The 19,742-nt window shown below is 72.1% G+C and carries 19 protein-coding genes; 7 read left to right on the forward strand and 12 right to left on the reverse strand.

What is annotated here, in order from left to right:
• The first annotated feature begins 326 nt into the window (after nucleotides 1-326).
• From QF034_RS27635 to QF034_RS27655, 5 genes are read left to right on the forward strand one after another with little or no spacing between them, the layout of a single operon-like run.
• Nucleotides 327-3,134, forward strand: a complete 2,808-nt coding sequence (locus QF034_RS27635) for a nitrate- and nitrite sensing domain-containing protein (protein ID WP_307179988.1) — start codon at nucleotides 327-329, stop codon at nucleotides 3,132-3,134.
• The gene (locus tag QF034_RS27640; RefSeq protein ID WP_307177466.1) at nucleotides 3,131-3,655 is read left to right on the forward strand and encodes a roadblock/LC7 domain-containing protein; all 525 of its coding nucleotides are present in this window, start codon (nucleotides 3,131-3,133) and stop codon (nucleotides 3,653-3,655) included. The genes QF034_RS27635 and QF034_RS27640 overlap by 4 nt, the downstream gene beginning before the upstream one ends.
• A complete protein-coding gene (locus QF034_RS27645; protein ID WP_010040346.1) occupies nucleotides 3,652-4,074 on the forward strand; it encodes a DUF742 domain-containing protein in 423 nt (140 codons plus the stop codon). The genes QF034_RS27640 and QF034_RS27645 overlap by 4 nt, the downstream gene beginning before the upstream one ends.
• Nucleotides 4,055-4,702, forward strand: coding sequence for a GTP-binding protein (locus QF034_RS27650; RefSeq protein WP_086565349.1), 648 nt, complete (start codon nucleotides 4,055-4,057; stop codon nucleotides 4,700-4,702). Before QF034_RS27645 ends, QF034_RS27650 begins: the two co-directional genes overlap by 20 nt.
• A 12-nt stretch (nucleotides 4,703-4,714) precedes the next feature.
• Entirely contained in the window at nucleotides 4,715-5,977 is a 1,263-nt protein-coding gene (locus QF034_RS27655; protein ID WP_307177467.1) for a styrene monooxygenase/indole monooxygenase family protein, read from the forward strand.
• On the opposite strand, the gene QF034_RS27660 is transcribed toward QF034_RS27655, so the two are convergent.
• The 11 genes from QF034_RS27660 to QF034_RS27710 all read right to left on the reverse strand — a co-directional run bounded on the left by QF034_RS27660 (nucleotide 5,941) and on the right by QF034_RS27710 (nucleotide 16,804).
• Nucleotides 5,941-7,221 carry a C40 family peptidase gene (locus QF034_RS27660; protein ID WP_307177468.1) on the reverse strand — a complete coding sequence of 427 codons (1,281 nt, stop codon included), beginning with the start codon at nucleotides 7,219-7,221 and terminating at the stop codon, nucleotides 5,941-5,943. The genes QF034_RS27655 and QF034_RS27660 overlap by 37 nt on opposite strands.
• Nucleotides 7,222-7,327: 106 nt before the next feature.
• Nucleotides 7,328-7,627, reverse strand: a complete 300-nt coding sequence (locus tag QF034_RS27665) for a DUF8847 domain-containing protein (protein WP_307177469.1) — start codon at nucleotides 7,625-7,627, stop codon at nucleotides 7,328-7,330.
• A gap of 10 nt (nucleotides 7,628-7,637) precedes the next feature.
• On the reverse strand, nucleotides 7,638-8,291 hold the full coding sequence (locus QF034_RS27670) for a TetR/AcrR family transcriptional regulator (RefSeq protein WP_307177470.1): 654 nt from the start codon (nucleotides 8,289-8,291) through the stop codon (nucleotides 7,638-7,640).
• Between the two features lie 235 nt (nucleotides 8,292-8,526).
• The gene (locus QF034_RS27675; RefSeq protein ID WP_307177471.1) at nucleotides 8,527-9,513 is read right to left on the reverse strand and encodes a DUF8094 domain-containing protein; all 987 of its coding nucleotides are present in this window, start codon (nucleotides 9,511-9,513) and stop codon (nucleotides 8,527-8,529) included.
• Nucleotides 9,514-9,606: 93 nt separating this feature from the next.
• Entirely contained in the window at nucleotides 9,607-10,545 is a 939-nt protein-coding gene (locus QF034_RS27680; protein WP_307177472.1) for an AurF N-oxygenase family protein, read from the reverse strand.
• Between the two features lie 91 nt (nucleotides 10,546-10,636).
• Nucleotides 10,637-12,097: a penicillin-binding transpeptidase domain-containing protein gene (locus QF034_RS27685; protein ID WP_307177473.1), complete on the reverse strand. Its 1,461-nt coding sequence runs from the start codon at nucleotides 12,095-12,097 to the stop codon at nucleotides 10,637-10,639.
• The gene (locus QF034_RS27690; protein WP_307177474.1) at nucleotides 12,094-13,458 is read right to left on the reverse strand and encodes an FtsW/RodA/SpoVE family cell cycle protein; all 1,365 of its coding nucleotides are present in this window, start codon (nucleotides 13,456-13,458) and stop codon (nucleotides 12,094-12,096) included. The genes QF034_RS27685 and QF034_RS27690 overlap by 4 nt, the downstream gene beginning before the upstream one ends.
• Nucleotides 13,459-13,510: 52 nt before the next feature.
• Entirely contained in the window at nucleotides 13,511-13,999 is a 489-nt protein-coding gene (locus QF034_RS27695; RefSeq protein ID WP_307177475.1) for an SH3 domain-containing protein, read from the reverse strand.
• A gap of 129 nt (nucleotides 14,000-14,128) precedes the next feature.
• A complete protein-coding gene (locus tag QF034_RS27700; RefSeq protein ID WP_307177476.1) occupies nucleotides 14,129-15,391 on the reverse strand; it encodes an ATP-binding protein in 1,263 nt (420 codons plus the stop codon).
• Entirely contained in the window at nucleotides 15,388-16,191 is an 804-nt protein-coding gene (locus QF034_RS27705) for a hypothetical protein (protein WP_370880858.1), read from the reverse strand. Before QF034_RS27705 ends, QF034_RS27700 begins: the two co-directional genes overlap by 4 nt.
• A 109-nt stretch (nucleotides 16,192-16,300) precedes the next feature.
• Nucleotides 16,301-16,804, reverse strand: coding sequence for a protein-tyrosine phosphatase family protein (locus tag QF034_RS27710; protein WP_307177477.1), 504 nt, complete (start codon nucleotides 16,802-16,804; stop codon nucleotides 16,301-16,303).
• A 119-nt stretch (nucleotides 16,805-16,923) separates the two neighbouring features.
• Here QF034_RS27710 and QF034_RS27715 point away from each other — a divergent pair, with 119 nt between their 5' ends.
• Nucleotides 16,924-17,727 (forward strand): nuclease-related domain-containing protein, encoded by an 804-nt coding sequence (locus QF034_RS27715; protein ID WP_307177478.1) that lies wholly within the window; start codon nucleotides 16,924-16,926, stop codon nucleotides 17,725-17,727.
• Between the two features lie 40 nt (nucleotides 17,728-17,767).
• Here the strand turns inward: QF034_RS27715 and ligD are convergent, their stop codons facing one another.
• Nucleotides 17,768-18,649: a non-homologous end-joining DNA ligase gene (ligD, locus tag QF034_RS27720; protein ID WP_307177479.1), complete on the reverse strand. Its 882-nt coding sequence runs from the start codon at nucleotides 18,647-18,649 to the stop codon at nucleotides 17,768-17,770.
• Nucleotides 18,650-18,712: 63 nt separating this feature from the next.
• On the opposite strand from ligD, the gene ku reads away from it, so the two are divergent.
• Nucleotides 18,713-19,735: a non-homologous end joining protein Ku gene (ku, locus tag QF034_RS27725; protein WP_442480577.1), complete on the forward strand. Its 1,023-nt coding sequence runs from the start codon at nucleotides 18,713-18,715 to the stop codon at nucleotides 19,733-19,735.
• The last annotated feature ends 7 nt before the right edge of the window (nucleotides 19,736-19,742 follow it).

A 19,742-nucleotide genomic window follows, 5' to 3' on the forward strand; every position in this document is an offset into this window, starting at 1 on the left:
TGCCAATGGTTGCCGGACCGGTGCAGTCGAGCAGGTCAGACGCCCCGTTTGGGCTGGAATGATTTGTTCCGGGAAGACGTGGTGGCGAATACTGCCACCGGCCGCGCGTCGCGTCCAACCGGCCTGCCGTGCAAGGCCGCTGCAAGGGCCAGCGGAACTTGCCCGCCAACTCTCCTCCGGGGTTCACTCCTTCGGGTGGCGGGTCAGGTGATGCACGTGCGCTGCCCACCGGCGCTGGGAGGGTCGGGAAGTGTACCTGGAGTACGCACCAGTTGACGGAGCGTCATCCGGGCCCATGAGTTCACGAGTCAGGAATGCGAGCACCGGTGCAGATGTCGCGGCCTCGTCGCACAGGCAAGCAGACGGCCCCCGTTCAGGGCGCTGAGCCGACGCCCCCCACCGGCAAGGGCCGCCCCACTCATGTGCGCAACCGGCTCATCGTCGCCGTCGCCGTGGTCGCCGCGGCCATCGCCGGTGCGGGCGCCCCGTCCGTCCTCGCCGCCTCCGGGCAACTCCACGACTCCCAGGAGCTGGTGACGCTCGCCGAGCAGACGCAGGACGCCCTCGCCCTCGCGCACTCCCTCGCCGACGAACGCGACGACGTCACCTCCTACATCGCGGCCGGCCGCCCCAAGTCCAAGGCGCCCTCCGAACAGCGCAGCGCCCGCGTGGACCGGCAGGTCGAGGAGCTGCGGGGCGACACCGACACGCCCGCCTCGCTCCGCTCCGACCTCGACGACATCGCGGCCGTACGCCGGGCGGCGCTCACCGGCAAGAGCAGCGCCCTCGAAGCGCACCAGGCGTACTCCGCCGCCATCACCGGACTCCACCGGCTCGCCGAGCAGCTGGCGCAGCAGACGCCGCCCCGCGCGGGCTCCGGCGGACAGGCCCTGGCCGAGCTGGACTCCGCCGTCCAGCAGGCCGCCGCGGCCCGGGGGCTGCTGCTCGCCGCCCTCAGCGTGCCGCGCGGCACCTCGGTGATCGACCCGGTCACCGGCCTGCCGACCGAGACCTCCTCGGACGCCGACACCCGGCAGCGCGACGCCCTGAGCGCCGCCGCCCAGCAGGCCCGGCTGCGCTCCGACGCGGCCCTGGCCGACTTCCGCGACACCGCGCCCAAGGCGTCCCGCACCTCCTTCGACAACACGGTCACCGGCACCGAGGTCAACTCCGCCGAGAAGTACCTCGCCACGCTCACCGACCAGCCGACCCTCGCCGGCGGGGAACTCTCCACCAGCACCTGGAAGCTGGACGCGGCCCTCTCCGCCCGGGTCGACCTGATGCGCGGCGTGGAGTCCGCCCTCTACGACCGCCGCACCAAGGATTTGGAGGTGCTGCGCGACGACGACGTCACCGCGCTGGAGATCCGCGTCGCCGTCCTCGGCGCCCTGATGCTGCTCGCCGTCGGCGTCGCCACGGGCATGGCCCGCAGCCTCACACGCCCCCTCGCGGTCCTGCGCCTGGGCTCGAAGCGGCTGGCCGAGGCGGAGGTTCCGGCGGCCGAGGAACCCGTCAAGTTCACCGGCCGCAACGACGAGTTCGCCCAGGTCGTCCGCTCCGTCAACGCCCTGCACGCGCACGCCGTCACCCTCACCGAGCGGATCTCCACGCTGGAGTCCGACCGCAAGCACCTCGTCGGCCAGCGCCAGAAGATGGCCGACGCCCGTGAGGAACTGCGCGGCGAACTCGCCGAGTCCGCCGCCCAGCTGGAGCGGCTGCGCACGGCCATCGGCGGTACGTTCGTCAACCTCGCGCTGCGCACCCTCGGCCTGGTCGAGCGGCAACTGGCCGTCATCGAGAACCTGGAGGAGCGCGAGCAGGACCCGGACCGCCTCGCCACGCTGTTCAAGCTCGACCACTTCGCCACGGTCATGCGCCGGCACAGCGAGAACCTCCTCGTCCTCGCCGGCACCGAGCACGTCCAGCACGCCGCCGGGCCCGTGCCGCTCGTGGACGTCGTCCGCGCGGCGGTCAGCGAGATCGAGCGGTACGAGCGGGTCCGGATCGCCGCGCTGCCGCCGCACGCGCACATCGCTGGGTTCGCCGCGGACGACCTGTCCCACCTGCTGGCCGAACTCCTGGAGAACGCCACCTCGTTCTCGCCGCCCGACCTGCCCGTCGAGATCTCCGGCTGGCTGCTGGAGAACGGCGAGGTCATGCTCTCCGTCCAGGACGAGGGCATCGGCATGGCCGAGGACCGGCTGGAGCGCCTGAACGCCCGGCTCGCCGACTTCGACCCGGAGGCGCCGTACGACCAGGAGGGCGAGGACGGTCTCGGCCTCGGCCTGTACGTCGTGGCCCGCCTCGCCCACCGGCACGGTGTGCGCGTGCAGCTGCGCGAGCAGAAGCAGGGCGGTGTCGCGGCGGTCGTGGTCCTGCCCCGCACCCTGCTTGCGGCGGCCCCGGCGGTGGCCGTCCCGGCCTCCGGCCCGCTCTCCGGCAGCGGCCACACCGTCGCGTTCCCCGGCGCCGACGCCGAGGCCAACTCCAACGTCCTGCACGGCCGCGCGAGCGGCGGGGACCCGCTGGTGGCGCTGGCGGAGAAGGCGGTGCAACGCGAGGAGGCGGCGGCGGAGTCGGCCGCACCCGCGGCAGAGGTGACGGCACCGGCGGAAACCCCTGCCGAGACCACGATGGAGCTGCTGGCCCCGATCCCGCAGGACGAGCCGGCCCCGGCGGAGCACGCGACCGCGACCGCCGTCGGCGAATCCGCCCCGCAGGGGCCGCCCGCATACGACGACGAAACCCGCACGGGGGGTGCGGGTGGGAACGACATCGCCGGTGGGGGCCCCTCCCGCTCGAGCGAAGCCGAGAGTGGGGGAGAAGCCGAGGCGGAACACGAACGCGCGCCTGACGACGAAGAGGACCGCGTCACCGACAAGGGCCTCCCCAAGCGCACGCCGAAGATCACCGCTCCGGCCACCGCACCGCGCCAGCGCGGCGGCTCCGTCGACGCCGAAGCCCTCCGCCGCCGCCTCGGTGGCTTCCGGCAGGGCGCCCAGGCCGGCTACCGCGAGGTGGAGGCGGAGATCGCCGAGAAGACGGCCTCGCACAAGCGGCCGGACACCGGCGCGTCAGAACCAGCTGAATCCGAAGAAGCCACGGGGGGCACAGTCGAGGAGGCAAGCAGTTGACCGCTCCCAGTACCTTCGGACTGATCGGACTGAGCAGTGAGGCCCGCAACCTGCACTGGCTGCTGACCAACCTGGTCGAGGAGGTACCCGGCATCCTCTCGGTCGCGGTCGTCTCGTCCGACGGACTGCTCCTGCTGTCCTCCGACGACCACCGGAACCGGCAGGCCCGTCAGGCCCTCCAGGGCAGGGGGGCCAAGAAGACCGGCCCGCGCGGCTCCGCCGCCGACCTGGCCACCATCGTCTCCGGCATCGGCAGCCTCACCGTCGGCGCCGCCAAGCTGATGGACATCGGCGGGGTCCGGCACACGATGGTCGCGATGGACGAGGGCAGCCTGTTCGTGATGTCCATCAGCGACGGCTCGCTGCTCGGCGTCCACGGCTCCGCGGACTGCGACATGAGCGTGGTCGCGTACCACATGGCCCTGTTCGTGGGCCGCGCCGGTCACGTCCTGACGCCCGAACTCCGCAGCGAACTGCGGAAATCCCTGGAGGATTCCCAGACGACGGGGAGTGCCCGATGAGCAGTACGCCGAAACAGCACCTCCCGGTCCGCGGCGGTGACCGCAAACCCGCCCGGGTCCGCCCCTACTCGCTCACCGGCGGCCGTACCCGCTTCGGCCACGTCCTGCTGGTGGAGACGTTCGTGGCGAGCACGGCCGCGCTGGACGCCCCGGAGGAGCGCAAGGAACTGACGAACGGCTCCCTGTCCACCCGCGTGATGCCGGAGCTGCGGGCCATCGTCGAACTGTGCCGCCGGATGCGTACGGTGGCCGAGATCGCCGCGCTGCTGAAGATGCCGCTCGGCGTGGTCCGCGTGCTCCTCAGCGACCTCGCGGACCAGGGAAAGATCCGTGTGTACGGGACGGGAACCGGCCATGGCACGGGCCGCCCGGACCGAGCTCTGCTGGAAAGGGTGCTGAGTGGACTCCGTCGTCTCTGACGCCGCTCACGGCGTCGCTGGTACATCCCCGTTCGCCCAGCCCGGCGAGAGCATGCACGCCTGGGAGACGGACCGCACCCGCGCCCCCATCGCCACGAAGATCGTGGTGGCGGGCGGCTTCGGCGTGGGCAAGACCACGCTGGTCACCGCCGTCTCGGAGATCACGCCCCTGCAGACCGAGGCGCTGATGACCGAGGCGAGCGAGGCCACCGACGACCTCACCGCCACGCCGGGCAAGACCACCACCACCGTCGCCATGGACTTCGGGCGCATCACGCTCGACGACGACCTGGTGCTCTACCTGTTCGGCACGCCGGGCCAGCAGCGGTTCTGGTTCATGTGGGACGACATCGTGCGCGGCGCGATCGGCGCCGTCGTCCTGGCCGACACGCGCCGCCTGAAGGACTGCTTCCCGGTCCTGGACTACTTCGAGAGCTCCGGACTGCCGTACGTGGTCGCGGTCAACCACTTCGACGGCAGCGAGCTGTTCGAGCCGGAGGATGTGCGGGAGGCCTTGACCATCCCGCAACACATACCTGTCATGATCATGGATGCGCGTCGCCGGATCTCCGTGATCGAGACCCTCCTGGCCCTGGTGGGCCACGCGCTCGACGAAACCCCCGAGTAGAGGACAGCCCGCATGCGGAAGATACTCGTCGTCGGAGCCGGTCAGTCCGGGCTCCAGATCGCTCTCGGCCTCCAGTCGCAGGGGTACGAGGTCACCCTGATGTCCAACCGGACGGCGGACGAGATCCGTACCGGCCGGGTCATGTCGACGCAGTGCATGTTCCACACGGCCCTGCAGCACGAACGCGATCTCCAGCTGAACTTCTGGGAGTCCCAGGCCCCGAAGATCGAAGGACTCGGCGTCTCGGTCGCCGCCCCCGGCTCCTGGGCCGAGGGTCCCGCGGCCCGTGCGATCGACTGGCTGGGCAGGCTCGACGGGTACGCCCAGTCGATCGACCAGCGGGTGAAGATGGCCGGCTGGATGGAGACGTTCGCCCAGCGCGGCGGGCAGCTCGTCATCCACGGCGCGGCCGTCGGCGACCTCGACTACTTCGCCCGCACGTACGACCTGGTGCTCGTCGCGGCCGGCAAGGGCGAGCTGGTGCAGATGTTCGCCCGGGACCCGGAGCGTTCCCCCTACAGCGAGCCGCAGCGCGCGCTGGCCGTGTCGTACGTCCACGGCCTGGGCCCGCGCCCCGAGCACCCCGGTACCGAAGCGGTCCGCTGCAACCTCGTGCCGGGTGTCGGCGAACTGTTCGTCATGCCGACCCTGACCACTTCCGGCCGTGCCGACATCCTGTTCTGGGAGGGCATACCCGGCGGCCCGCTCGACGCCTTCAACGGCGTCAAGGACCCCGCGGAGCACCTCTCCCTGACCCTGGAACTCATGGAGCGGTACGTCCCCTGGGAGTACGCGCGGGCCACCAAGGTCGAACTGACCGACGCCGGCGGCACGCTGGCCGGGCGCTACGCCCCCACCGTCCGCAACCCGATCGGCCGCCTCCCCGGCGGCGGACTCGTGCTGGGCGTCGCGGACGTCGTCGTCGCGAACGACCCGATCACCGGGCAGGGCTCCAACTCGGCGTCCAAGTGCGCCGCCGCCTACCTCGCCTCGATCACCGAGCACGGCGACAAGCCGTTCGACGAGGAGTGGATGCGGGCCACCTTCGACCGCTACTGGAACACCGCGCAGCACGTCACCAAGTGGACCAACGCGATGCTCGCGCCGCCGCCGGAGCACATCCTGAACCTCATCGGCGCCGCCGGTGAGCTCCAGCCGGTCGCCGACCGGTTCGCCAACGGCTTCAACGACCCGGCCGACTTCGAGAACTTCTTCTACGACCCGGAGAAGACGCAGGCCTACCTGGTCGAGGTGTCCGGCGCGGGCGCCGCGTAGTCCGTCCTGTCGGCGGTGTCGGTGTCGGTGGTGTCGGCGCTGTTCGCGTGGACCGGGGAGCCCTCGTATCCCTCGTCCGACCCGTCCGTGGCCCCCTCCGGGAGCTCCGGCGGCTCGTAGCGCCGCAGGGGCTTCCCGTCCGGGTCCGGGCGTACGGCGCCCAGGACCGGGTTCGCCGCGATCGGTGACACCTTCACCTTCGCGCCCGGCCGGGGCGCCTGTACGACCATGCCGTCGCCGAGGTACAGCGCCACGTGCGTAGCCTCCGGGAAGTACACGACCAGATCCCCCGGACGCAGCTCCGGGAGCGGGATCCGCTTCAACCGCTTCCACTGCTCCTGGCTGGTCCGGGGGATGGGCGTCCCGGCCTCCGCCCAGGCCTGGGAGGTCAGGCCCGAGCAGTCGTACGACGTCGGGCCCTCCGCGCCCCACTCGTAGGGTTTGCCGAGCTGCCGCACGGCGTGGCGCAGGGCACGGTCGCCTTCGGCCGACGGTGTGCGGATGCCGCTGCCGTTGCCGGGGTTCTTGCCGTCGTCGCCGTTGGTGACGCTGCTGAGCGCGCCCGACGCGATGAACTTCTGCTGCGCCTTGGCGACGCCCTTCCTCTCGAACTCGGCGAGGGCGGTGAGCTGGTCGCGGCTGAGGGAGGCGAGCATTTCCTCGACGTCGTGGAGCCGCTCGCGGACCTCGTCCCGTTCCTTCTTCCGCCGCTCGGTGAGGGAGAGCTGATCGTCGAGGGCCTTGCGGGCCTTGCGGGCCAGGTCGCGGGCCTTGCGTTCGTCGCCGGTCAGCCGGCCGACGGTGCCGGCCCGTTCCCGGGCCAGCCGGCCGATCACACGGCCCTGGTCGATCGCGTGCTGCGGGTCGCGGGCCAGGAGCAGGCGTACGTACGGGGAGATGCCGGTGCTGCTCTGGTACTGCTGCCGGGCCAGACGGCCGGCCGCGCCCCGGCTGTCGTGCAGGGAGAGCCGGGTGCGGGCGAGGGCCCGGTCCAGGCGGTCGGTCTCGGCGCGCTGTTTCTTCAGTTTCTCCTCGGTGGCGTTGTAGGCCTCGGTGGCCTGTTCCGCCTTCCGGTACAGCTGCTGAAGGTTCGTCAGGAGGTCGGAGACGACGGCGGCGGACTGGGGCCGGTCTTGCCCGAGGTCGGATTCCGGTTCCGGGGACGCCGTGGCAGGGGCGGGAGCGAGGACGGTCGTCGCCGCCACCGCGGCCGTGCAGACCAGGCGCAGAAGGCTTCCTGACATGCCATCACCTCCGTTGCGGGGCGGCCTGTTCGCCGCCGGACACCGTGAGGATCAGGCGTGTGCGCGAGGTGCGCGCGGTGGGTGTGCGCGGTTCGGCGCAACGGGGTCACCCGTCGGCGTCGTCCCGCTTGCCGGGCGGCGTGGCGTCTGGCTTCGACCAGGGCCAGTTGAGCCGGCGGGCCGGCGCGCCCTCGGGGGCGTACTCGTACTTCCAGCGGTGGGTCAGTCCGACTCCGCCCCGGCTCCGCGGCACGCGGCGGTAGACCAGGACGGTGGGCGGGCCGCCGGCGGGGTCCGGGACGGGGATGCGGTACGTCTTGGGCGGGTGGCCGGTGATGCCGAGCAGGACGGGCAGGATCCTGCCGTCCATGGGGCCGCCCTCGAAGGGGGTGTCTTCGCTCTTCACGGGATCAGTGTCAGACATCCTCGGCGATGGCCAGGACCAGGGCGTCGGCCTGGGGGTCGCGGCGGGCGGTCACCGTCAGCATGGCCACGAACTGCTCGACGAGCCAGTCGCGCAGCTCCTCGGCGGGGGGCTGCTTGTCCTCGTCGAGCCAGATGAGCGACGACGCCTCGACGGCGGTGATCCACATCCGGACGGTCATCCGCAGGCGCGGGCCGGGGTCGGTGACCTCCAGGTGCCGGAAGATGTGCTCGGCGGCGGCACGGCGTACGCCGTCGACGATGGCCGTCGTCCGTGAGGTCTCGACGACGCTGCCGCCCTGGAGGAGGGCGCTGAAGCCGGCGTCGTGCTCGTCGACGAAGGCCAGGTAGCGGTCGAGGGCGCGGGACAGGCGGGGGAGCAGGGGGCCCTCGCGGGGTTCGTCGAAGCAGTGCTGGAGCTCGTCGGCGGCGGAGCGCAGGGCGGCCTCGTACAGCTGCTGCTTGCCGCCCGGGAAGTACCGGTAGACCAGGGGCCGTGACACCCCGGCCGCCTCCGCCACGTCGTCCAGGGAGACGTCCTCCGGGGCGCGGTGCGCGAAGAGGCCCAGCGCGGCGGTGAGGAGCTGGCTGCGGCGTTCCTCGACGCTGAGGCGCCGGTAGGCGGGAGTGGGGGCGGCTGGTGTCATGACCGGCAGCGTAACCGGGGGTGGGGGTGCGGGTGCCTGCGGCGGCCTGTGGCTGCTGCGGTGGGGGTGCGCGTTGCGCCTGCGCGGTGGTGGTGGGTCGGGGCCGCGCCGGGGGGTGTCCGTCCTCGGAACGGCGCGATGGGGTTGCGAACCGACTGACTCCCCGTTGACGCGCCAACCGCTGCGGGCGGACACCCCCTACACGTCCCCTTCCGTGCGTACGCGGGTGCGGGTGCTAGCGGGCGTCCACGTGCTGGAAGTCGACTGCCGTGATCCGGGCGGTCTTGGGCGTCAGTTCGGCCAGGCCCTGGCCCTCGAACGTGTCCGTGATGAGGGCACCCCTCGTGGCGCCGAGGGCGGACTGTTCGTCGTTGGGGACGAGACTCGCGATGGAGCGGTAGGACTCCTTCAGCAGGGACTCCTGCTTGTGGGCGGCCGGGAACAGGGCGAGGACGCCGCCGTCGGCGGTCCGCAGGGCGTACACGCTCGGGTCGGCCGGGGGCTTGGTGAAGAACTTCTCGGTGGCCTTGCCGTCGGCCGCGCCCTCGGTGCTGCTCCGCCGGTAGGTCTGCTCGGCGTTCTCGACCGGCTTCGTGGACGTCAGGGCCTTGCCCTCCTTCTTGCCGCCGGTCTCGAGGAAGTCCTCGTAGGCGGCGCCGATCTCGGAGGGGGCGAGCTTGCCGACCTTGGTGCCGGGGTCGACGGCCTCGGCGAGACCGTGACGGTCGACGGCGAGCTCGGGGGGCTCTTCGCCGTCGGCCCACAGGGACAGCACCATCTTGTACGTGCCGCCGACCTTGTCGAAGACCAGCAGCACGCTGGTCTCGCTGGTCTCGCTGGACTTGGCCCGGACGGCGAACCAGGTGGCCGTGCCCTTCTCGGGGATGACGTACTCGCGGTCCTGGTAGGAGAAGGGCTTGGTGTAGGCCTTCTGCTCCTTCTTCGGCCAGGTCTCGAAGAGGGTGTAGGTGGCCTGGTCCATCGCGTAGACCTGACCCGCCTCGACGGTCCCCAGGAGCTTCTCGTCCCGCGCCGCGTTGGCCTTGTTGTTGACCTCCTGGTAGTGGTCGGCGATCTTCTTGGCGGCGGCCCGGGTGACCACGCCCTGCGGGGCGTCCTCGGCGCCGGAGTCCGAGGCGGCCTGGCCGCCGCAGGCGGTCAGGGCGAGAGCAGTCGTGGCCCCGAGGGCGGCCAGCCGGACGAGGCGGGTGTGGGGGGACATGAGGTGGTGATCTCCTTGAAGGCCACGGAGGGTGACGAGTTCAAGGAGGACAGTAGTCATCCCGCATGGACATGACGTGGCCGGGGTTGGCTCCTAGGCCAGCAGTCCCGACGACTTCCACAGCCGCCGACCGACTCCGCGCAGTACCCCGATGTCGTCGAGGAAGTCCGTCAACCGCTTGGACCCGGTCTGCATGACCTCGCGGCGATGCCCGCTCGCCCGCACCTGCGCGAGAGCCTCCCGCTTGTCCAGGCCGACGTTCGTGTAGACCTCGGGGTTCACGAACGCCACCGAGAACACCCGGGCGAACTCCCCGGAGGTGACGCGGGTGAACTCCTGGGACCACCTGGGGGCCGTCACCATCTGGCGGCGCAGTTCCTCGCGGGCGTAGCGGACGTGGCGGGCCTCCTCCACCACGTGGATGCGGGTGACGCCGCGGATGAGGGGCTGGACCCGCTCGTCGGGGAACGTCAGGCGCTGCATCCAGTCGAGGACCTCCTCACCGAGGAGCGTCGCCGTGAAGGAACCCGGGGTGGTGGAGATGGTTTTGAAGAGGCGGCCGAGATGCTGGTGGGCGCGGCTGACCGGGTACCAGGGCGTGTCGCCGTGGGATATCAGCCGGGCGAACATCTTGGAGTGGCGGCACTCGTCCTCGATCTCGGTGAGGGCGTAGCGGACGTGCGCGCTGGTCGCCGCCTTGTCGTAGATGTGGCGGACCAGGAGCTGCATCAGGATGATCTCGAACCAGATGCCGAGGGAGGCGAGGGCGGCCGCCTCGTGCTGGGAGAGGAGGATGCGCTGCTCCTCGCTCATCCGCTTCCAGAGCGGGGTGTCGTAGAGCGACACCAGCTCCGGGGGCCAGAACCACTTGCCCTCCTCGAAGGGCGCCTCCCAGTCCAGCTCCTTGTCCGGGTCGAAGGAGTGCTTGGCGGAGGAGTCGAGCAGCCGCTGGGCCACCTGCTCCCGGTCCTTGAGCAGGCCCAGGGCATCGCGCAGGCCGTCGAGCGCGTCGGCTTCCGTCAGGGTCGTCATGGCTGCCCACCTCGTTGTGCACACGTCACTGTCCCCCCTTATGAGACTGCCTGTCAGCAAGGCCGTCAATCCCCTGGGCGCCACTTGTTGACTAGCGAGACTTGAGGACCGCTTTCATCACCGCCCGGGCGATCGGCGCCGCGTCGCCGCCGCCGCTGATGTCCCCCCGGTCCGCCTCCGCGTCCTCCACCACCACCGCGACCGCTACCCGCGGCGCCGGATCACGGTCGCCCTGCGCCCAGGAGACGAACCAGGCGTACGGCGTGCCGGAGTTGCCGAGGCCGTGCTGGGCGGTGCCGGTCTTGCCGCCCACCTTGGCGCCGCGGATCGCGGCCCGGTGCCCGGTGCCGTCCTCGACCACCTCCCGCATCAGCGCGCGCAGCCGGACCGCGGTCGAGGGGTACATCGCCTGGCGGACCGCGCGCGGGCCGGCTGCCGCCAGGGTGCTGCCGCCCGGTCGTGTCGTGCGTTCCACCAGGTACGGCTCCCGTACCTGGCCGCCGTTGGCGACGGCCGCCGCCACCATCGCCATCTGGAGCGGTGTGGCGCGGGTGTTGTACTGGCCGATCGACGACAGGGCGAGCTGGGCGCTGTCGAGCGAGGTGCCGAAGGTGGACCGGGCCACCGGGAAGGGAACCCGCAGGGCCGGGTTGTCGAAGCCGAAGGCGTGGGCCGTGGCCGTCATGTCCGGCGCGCCCACCTCCACGCCGAGCTTGGCGAACACCGTGTTGCAGGAGAGGGTGAAGGCCTCCCGCAGGGAGGCGTCCCGGCAGCCCCGGGACGCGTTCGTCAGGCGGGCCCGGGTCCCGGGCAGGGTGTACGGGTCGGGGGAGTCCGTCGGCTCGTCGAGGTCCCTGACCACGCCCGAGTCCAGCGCCGCGGCCGCGGTGACGACCTTGAACGTCGAGCCCGGCGGATACGTCTGCCGTACCGCCCGGTTGAGCATCGGGCGGTCCCGGTCGGCGTTCAGTCGCCGCCACGCCCTGGCCGCCTCCGCGCCGTTGCCGGACAGCGGCCGGGGGTCGTAGGAGGGGGCGGACACCAGGGCCAGGATCCGGCCGGTCGACGGCTCCAGCGCCGCCACCGCGCCCTTGCGCCCGGCGAGCCCCTGGTACGCCGCCCGCTGTGCGGCCGGGTCGAGGGTCGTCACGACGTCGCCGCCGCGGCTGCGTGCGCGGGTGAAGTCGTTCCACAGCGGGAACGGCGCGAGCATCGGGTCCGTGCCGGACAGGATGCCGTCCTCGGCCTTCTCCAGGAGCGTCGTCCCGTACAGCTGGGAGGCGAAACCCGTGACCGGCGCGTACAACGGGCCCTCGGTGTAGGTCCGTTCGTAGCGCAGGTGCTCGCGGGTGTCCTTCGAGCCGGTGACGGGCCGGCCGCCGACCAGGATGTCACCGCGCGGCTGCCCGTAACGGAAGATCTCCGGGCGGCGGTTGGCGGGGTTCCCGTCGTACGCCGGGGCCTGGACGACCTGGACGCGGGCGGCGTTGAGCAACAGCGCCACCAGCAGCAGGGCGCAGAAGACGCCGGCGTGCCGGATGTGCCGCGTCACGGGGTGCCCGGCCCGTCGTACTGGCGGCGTGCCGAGTCGCTGACCCGCACCAGCAGCGCCACGATCGCCCAGTTGGTCACCACCGACGAGCCGCCCTGCGCCAGGAACGGCATCGCCATGCCGGTCAGCGGGATCAGGCCGGTCACCCCGCCCGCGATCACGAACACCTGGAGCGCCACCAGCGAGGCGAGGCCGACGGCCAGCAGCCGCCCGAAGGGCTCGCGCAGGGCGAGGCCGGCCCGGTAGCCGCGCTCCACCAGCAGGCCGTAGAGGAGGAAGATCGCGGACAGGCCTGCCAGGCCGAGTTCCTCGCCCGCCGTGGCCAGGATGAAGTCCGACTTCACGGCGAAGCCGATGAGGATCGAGTGACCGAGGCCGAGGCCGGTGCCGAGCACGCCGCCCTCCGCGAAGGCGAACAGGGACTGGGCGAGCTGGTTCGGGCCCTCGCCCGCCTCGATGGATGCGAACGGGTGCAGCCACGTCGCGATCCTGCTGTGCACGTGCGGCTCCAGCCGGCCGACGGCGACCGCCCCCAGCGCGGCCAGCAGCAGACCGACGGCGATCCAGCCGGTGCGACCGGTGGCGACGTAGAGCAGGACGACGAACAGGCCGAAGAAGAGCAGCGAGGTCCCCAGGTCCCGCTCCAGGACCAGGACGCCGACGCTCACCAGCCAGACGGTGACGATCGGGCCGAGGACCCGGCCGGTGGGCAGCTGGAGCTTCCAGATGCGGCGGCCGGTGTAGGCGAGGGCGTTGCGGTTGGCGGCCAGGTACGCGGCGAAGAACACCGCCAGCAGCACTTTCGTGAACTCGCCCGGCTGGATGGAGAAACCGGCGATCCGGATCCAGATGCGGGCGCCGTTCACCGCCGGGAACAGGATCGGCAGGGTGAGCAGCACGAGCGCGGCGACGACACAGACGTACGTGTAGCGCTGGAGCACCCGGTGGTCCCGCAGCAGCAGGACGACCAGGATGAACAGCGCCACGCCCAGCGTCGACCAGATCAGCTGGGCCGGTGCCGCCCGGTCGCCCGGGGTCTCCAGGTCGAGCCGGTAGATGAGCACCAGGCCGAGCCCGTTGAGCAGCACGCCGATGGGCAGCAGGAGCGGATCGGCGTGCGGGGCCCGCAGGCGCACGGCCAGATGCGCCAGCAGCGCGAGCACGCCCAGCCCGGCGCCGTAGCCGGCGGCGCCTGGCGGGAGGGCGTTGTGCTGGGCGAGGCCCACGGCGCAGTAGCCGTACACGGACAGCAGTACGGCCAGGATGATGAGGGCGAGTTCGATGCCGCGGCGCCGGGGGAGGGGGCGGACGGCGGGCGCGGGCACGTCCGCCGTCACCACGATGATTCCGGCCTTGCTCATGTCCGGAATCTAACCAAACGAGGCGTGTGGTGGGCTTCGGGTCGCACGATGGTCAGCACCGGCGTGGCTTGCGGTGGATGGGGTCGATGAAGCGGGCCGAGCCCCACGCCCAGGTGCCGTCCGTGAGCAGGTACCAGGTGCGATTGCCCTGCACGCTCTCTCCTTCCCATTTGCAGAAGATGGAGACGACGTCGCCCCGGTGGGCGAACCGGATGATCTGTGAGCCGCGGTTGGGCGCGCTGCGCAGCGCCAGGGTGCTCGCCGTGACGACGCCTCTGGTGGTGCGTGGATCGTGGCGATGATCGCCGTTGCCGCCGCCGTTCGGGTCCTGGTTGCCGTTGCCGCCGCCGTTCGGGTCCTGGTTGCCGTCGCCGCCACCGTTCCAGTCGTCGTTCCCGGCGGTGGAGGTGTCGGAGGATGGGTCGCCCCCCGTGCCCCAGTCGTCGTCCGCGACGGCGGGGGTGACGGCTGCCGTGGCCGCGAGGATGCCGCCGGCGGCTGCTATGCAGAGGCGGCTGGTGAGTGAGGAGCGCAGGGGCATGGGGGTTACCTCCATGTGGAGCAGAGGGAGTCAAAGCTGACTAACCGCCACATTAGGAGCGCCCTATGACCCCCGCCCGTCACACTGGGCCATAGGGGGAGCGCCCTGAAGGGGCGGGGGGAACTGCTCTCACCGCTCCTCCTGCGCCGCCAGTGTCAGCGTCGCCACCGCCCCGCCGTCCGGCGCGTTCGCGAACTCCAGCCGCGCACCGAGCACCTCGGCCTGCCCCAGCGCGATGGTCAGACCGAGCCCATGCCCCCTCGCCCCGCCCTCCGTACGGAACCGCTGCGGCCCGTGCACCACCAGGTACTCCGGAAAACCGTCCCCGTGGTCCCGGACGGTGACCACCGGGCCGTCCACGGTCAGAACGACCGGCCCCCGCCCGTGCTTGTGCGCGTTCGCCACGAGATTCCCCAGCACCCGCTCCAGCCGCCGCCGGTCCGTCTCCACGGCCACATCCCGTACGACCGTGACCTCCGCGTCGCTCCCCGCACCCCGCACCGCCCGCTCGGCCAGCGGCCCCAACTGCTCGGTGTCCAGCTCCAGCCGCTCCCGGCCGGTGTCCAGCCGGGAGATCTCCAGCAGGTCCTCGGTGAGGGTGCGCAGGGCCGCCACCCGGTCCCGCACCAACTCGGTCGGGCGGCCGGGCGGCAGCAGTTCGGCCGCCGCGTGCAGTCCGGTCAGCGGGGTGCGCAGCTCATGCGCGACATCCGCGGTGAACCGCTGCTCGGCGAGCAGCTTGCCCTGCAACGACGACGCCATGGAGTCCAGCGCGGCGGCGACCGCGGCCACCTCGTCCTGCGGGCGCGCCGGGGCCTTCGTCCGCGGGTCCGTACGGGGGTCGTTCACCCGCGCGTCCAGATCGCCCGCGCTGATCCGCCGGGCCACCAGCGCCGTGGTGTGCAGCCGCCGCGTCACCCGCGTCACCGCCAACGCGCCGACCAGCAGCGTCGCCCCGATCGCCAGCCCCGACGACCACAGGATCGCCCGGTCCAGGCCCGCGATGGTGCGGGCCTGCTGCGAATAGTCGACCGCCACGGCCAGGGCCCGGTGGCCGTCGGCGGGCCCGGCCGCCCACATCGTGGGGCGCCCCGCGAAGTCGGCGACCATCGTGCCGCGGTCCCCGCCGACCGCCAGGTTCCGCAGCGTCGGGGGCAGGCCCGGGGGATCCACGCCGGCGCCGCCCTTGAGCGAGTCCCCGGCCTCGTAGCGCTCCGTCGCCTGCGTCAGCCGCTGCAACGCCTGGTCGCGGGCCTGGCCGACGGTCTGGTCCGTCACCTGTACATGCACCAGGACGCCGAGCAGGGCGGCCAGCGCGCAGCACATGACGGTGATGAAGGCGGCGGCCTTCGCGGCGAGCGTCCCGGACCACTGAGGGAGCGTGGGTCTCATCCGGTGCTCGCCGAGGGGGAGACGCCGGGGGAGGAGGACGGGGATCCGGAGGGGTGCAGGGAGGGCTTATGGGCGTGCTTCCGCGGGCCGGTGCGCAGCATCTCGTCCTGGGTGAGGAGCATGGCCCGCTGGTCCCGGTCCCAGGTCCACTGGAGGCGGTACTCGTAGCCCGCGACCTCCGACGGCGAGCGGATGACGAGGGACCGCCCGGCCAGTTCGACGCCGCTGAGCGCGTCCTCCCAGGCCATCACCTGCACGAGCCGGTGCTTCTCCACGGTGTAGACGCGCACCGCGGTGGTCTTGCCGGGCAGCAGCCGGAAGCCCAGCGCCAGGTCGTCGCGCCCGTCACCGGTCAGGTCCCGGTAGTACGGCCTGAGGACCGGGCACCGTCCGTGCTCCGGGCCCTTGCCGCAGTCGGCCATCCGGCGGTTGGTGTCGCGGTAGGGCGCCTTGTCGCCGGCGTAGTCGCCCGGGCTCGCGGCGATCTCGGCCCGGACGACCCCGACCGGGTCCACCCGGCGGATGTCGTCGCCGGGCACCTTGACGCCCTTGACCACCTCGGTGTTCACCTCGCCGATCTCGAAGGCGGGACTGGACGCCGGCGTCAACTCGGGCCAGAGCCGAGCCGGACCGACGGCCGTGGGCGTCGCCCCAGCCCCCTCCAGCCCCCCGGCGTCACCGCAGCCCACGGCACCGACGAGCAGGAGAGCGACGCCGGCTGCACACCGAGCGACTCTTCCGGGCTTCCGGCGGCGGCTTCGGAAACGGCCGGAAAGGCTGCGGACGCGGCTGACGGGCACTGCACTCCTGCGGTTCGAGGGTGATCACCAGGCTCGGACCGACCGTCGGCCCCGTACACCTTATTCGTAGGGAAGTCCTATTTGCGCGCGAGGGAGACCGTGTGCCGCCCTACTCGGTGAGTTCCTCCAGCAGCCGGGCCGTCGCCAGCCCGGCCCGCAGGTACTCGACGAACAGTTCGTTGTGCAGCGCCCAGGGCGATCGGCGCTCCCGGATCAGCCGGACCGCCGCGTCGGCGGAGCTCCCCCGCCGCATCAGCGCGTGCGCGACGACGAGGCCGGAACGGTTGTACCCGTGGTAACAGCGAACGAGGACCTTGCGGCCACCGTCCAGCGCCTCGCACGCGGCCTCGGCCAGCCGGATCACACCGGCGAGCTGTGTCCCGTCGAGCGGCCCGTCGGGGATGGGCCACACGTGGTGCGGGACGTCCGGATCGGGCCCGTGCCCCGGCAGCCGCAGCAGCGTCTGCACCAGGTCGAACTCGTCCCGTACGACGGCGAACTCCGGATGGCCCAAGCCCCCGGTGTACTCGTGGCCGCCCATCCACAACCCGGGGACGACCTCGTTCCAGGGGCTCTCCGGAGCCGGTACATCGGGTTTCCTGCGGGTACGCAACGGCGCCTCCCCAGCATCACCGCCCGAGGGCCTGCCCGGCGGGCCCGGCCCCTCTCAAGGTAACCGGGTTCTTGCCCCCGCAGCACCCCGCCTGTTCCCATGGTCTGGGGTGATGGTGCATGGACGGACTGCGCGTCATACCGACCTGGCGGCACGGTCAGGAACGGCTGTACGTCTGCCTCCCGGACGGCAGGAACATCGCCTGGTACGACCGTGAGGCCGGCCGGGTCAACCTGCTGGGCGAGGACCGTGAGGACGATGTGCTCCGGACCCTCGGGCCCTTCATCACCGGCCCGGTGACGGTGGGGCCGCCCCCGGTGCCGACCCCCGCCGAGCTCGCCCGTCTGACCCTGCACCCCGACGACGACCTGGCCCCCAACCGGCCCGGCGAGGCCCTCCTCGTCGCCCTCGACCGCGATCCCGGCCCGGCCCGCCGGCTGCGCCCCGACCCGCGCCGCCGGGCCCTGGAGGCGGAGCAGACGGTCGGGGACGCCCTGGACCGCCTGGACGGCGCCGGCTGGCACGCCGTGCACTCCGTCCCGCTCCCCGGCGGCAGCCGCATCCACCACCTGCTGATCGGCCCCGGCGGGCTGTACGCCCTGCACACCCTGTACGCGCGCAAGCAGCGGGTGACGGTCGCCGACCCCATGGTCACCCTGGGCCGCCGGGAGCCGACCGCCCTGCTCCGCGGCGTCCGCGCCGACGCCGACCGCGCCTCCTACGCCCTGACGGCGGAGGTCCGCCCCGTCCTCGCCCTGGTCGGCCCGACGGCCGTGGCGGTCCCCGCCGCACCGCGCGAGGTCCGCGTCGTCACGGACCTGGAGGTGCCGACCCTGGCCCGCCAGGGCGGCGTCCTGAAGCCGGCGGACGTGGAGGCGCTGCACGCGATGGCGCGGGACCGGAACACCTGGACGCGGGTGTGAGGGCGCGCCGCCTGACTGACAGCGTGCGAGGTCCGCAGAGCTAAGGCAGCCGGCCCGCGCTGTCCGGGTCGAGGAGCGGGGCGAGCAGGTCGCCGTAGTCCTGCACCCGGGCCGCGATGTCGGTCGCGTGGAAGTCCAGCCGGCCGGGCGAGCCGCACTCCTCGACCTCCTCCCAGGTCACGGGCGCCGAGACGGTCGGCTCGGGGCGGGCCCGGAGGGTGTAGGGGGTCGCCGTGGTCTTGCGCGCGGCGTTCTGGCTCCAGTCGACGAAGACCTTCCCGGGGCGCAGGTTCCTGGTCATCCGGTGCAGCGCGAGCCGGGGCATGGCCTTCTCCGCCTCGACGGCCAGCGACTTGGCGTACTCCGACACCCGCTCGGAGGACGCCCCGCGCACGGCGGCGAGCAGGTGCAGCCCCTTCGAGCCGGACGTCTTGGCGTACGTCTCGATGCCGTCCGCCGCGAGCCGCTCCCGCAGCCACAGCGCGACCTCGCAGCACTGCACGATGCTCGCGGGCGCTCCCGGATCCAGGTCGAAGACGATGCGGTCGGCCTCGTCCGGCGTGTCGACGAGCCACTGGTGGGTGTGGAACTCCGTGACGAGGTTGGCCGCCCACATCAGGCTCGGCAGGTCCTGCACCAGGACCATCCGCGAGGGTCCCTCGACCCGCGGCACCTCGGCGGTGGTGACCCAGTCGGGCGTACCCGGCGGAACGTTCTTCGTGAAGAACACCTGCCCGTCCGGCCCGTCCGGATACCGCAGGAAGGACACCGCCCGGTCACGCAGGTGGGGCAGCAGGACCTCGGCGACGGTCGCGTAGTAGTGCAGGACCTCGCCCTTGGTGAAGCCGGTGGCGGGATACAGCACCTTCTCCAGATTGCTGAGCGGGAGCCGTCGCCCCTCCACCACGGTGATAGGCGCCATACGATAAGAATCCCATGCGAATCGTGACAAACGCTCCCGAGAGTGACCGGAAGGGTGCTGCACGTGAGATCCATATGGAACGGCGCCATCTCCTTCGGCCTGGTCAGCATTCCGATCAAGCTGGTGAACGCCACCGAGAGCCACTCGATCTCCTTCCGCCAGATCCACACCGAGGACGGCGGCCGCATCCGCTATCGCAAGTTCTGTGAGCTGGAGGACCGCGAGGTCACCCAGGGGGAGATCGGCAAGGGCTACGAGGACGCGGACGGCTCGATCATCCCGATCACGGACGAGGACCTGTCCAGCCTGCCGATCCCGACGGCCAAGACGATCGAGATCGTCGCCTTCGTCCCGGCCGACCGGATCGATCCGCTCCAGATGGACGCCGCGTACTATCTCCAGGCGAGCGGCGCCCCGGCGGCGAAGCCGTACACCCTGTTGCGCGAGGCCCTGAAGCGCAGCAACAAGGTGGCGATCGCCAAGTTCGCCCTGCGCGGCAGGGAGCGCCTCGGCATGCTGCGGGTGGTCGGCGAGGCCATCGCCATGCACGGCCTGCTGTGGCCGGACGAGGTCCGCGCCCCCGAGGGCGTGGCCCCCGACACGAACGTCACGGTCCGGGACCAGGAGCTGGACCTGGCCGACGCCCTGATGGACACCCTGGGCGAGGTCGACCTGGAGGACCTGCACGACGAGTACCGCGAGGCCGTGGAGGAGGTCATCGCCGCGAAGGCCGCCGGCGAGGCCCTGCCGCAGGCCCCCGAGCCGGCCACGGGCGGCAAGGTCCTCGACCTCATGGCGGCCCTGGAGAACAGCGTCCGCGCGGCACGCGAGTCCCGGGGCGAGGAGGCCGGCGACCACGCCGAGGTCAAGTCGCTCCCGCAACGCAAGACGGCCCGCGCGGCGCCCAAGCAGACCGGCGGCAAGAAGTCGGCGTCCACCGCGAAGAAGACGGCGGCCAAGAAGACCACGGCGTCCGCGAAGAAGTCGACCGCCAAGTCCGGCCAGGGCACGAAGAAGACGGCGTCGAAGAGCACCGCGAAGAAGACGACCACGAAGAAGTCGCCCCCCCGCAAACGCCCGGCCTGACCCGCAG

The sequence above is a fragment of the Streptomyces africanus genome (assembly GCF_030816955.1).
Taxonomy (GTDB): Bacteria; Actinomycetota; Actinomycetes; order Streptomycetales; family Streptomycetaceae; genus Streptomyces; species Streptomyces africanus.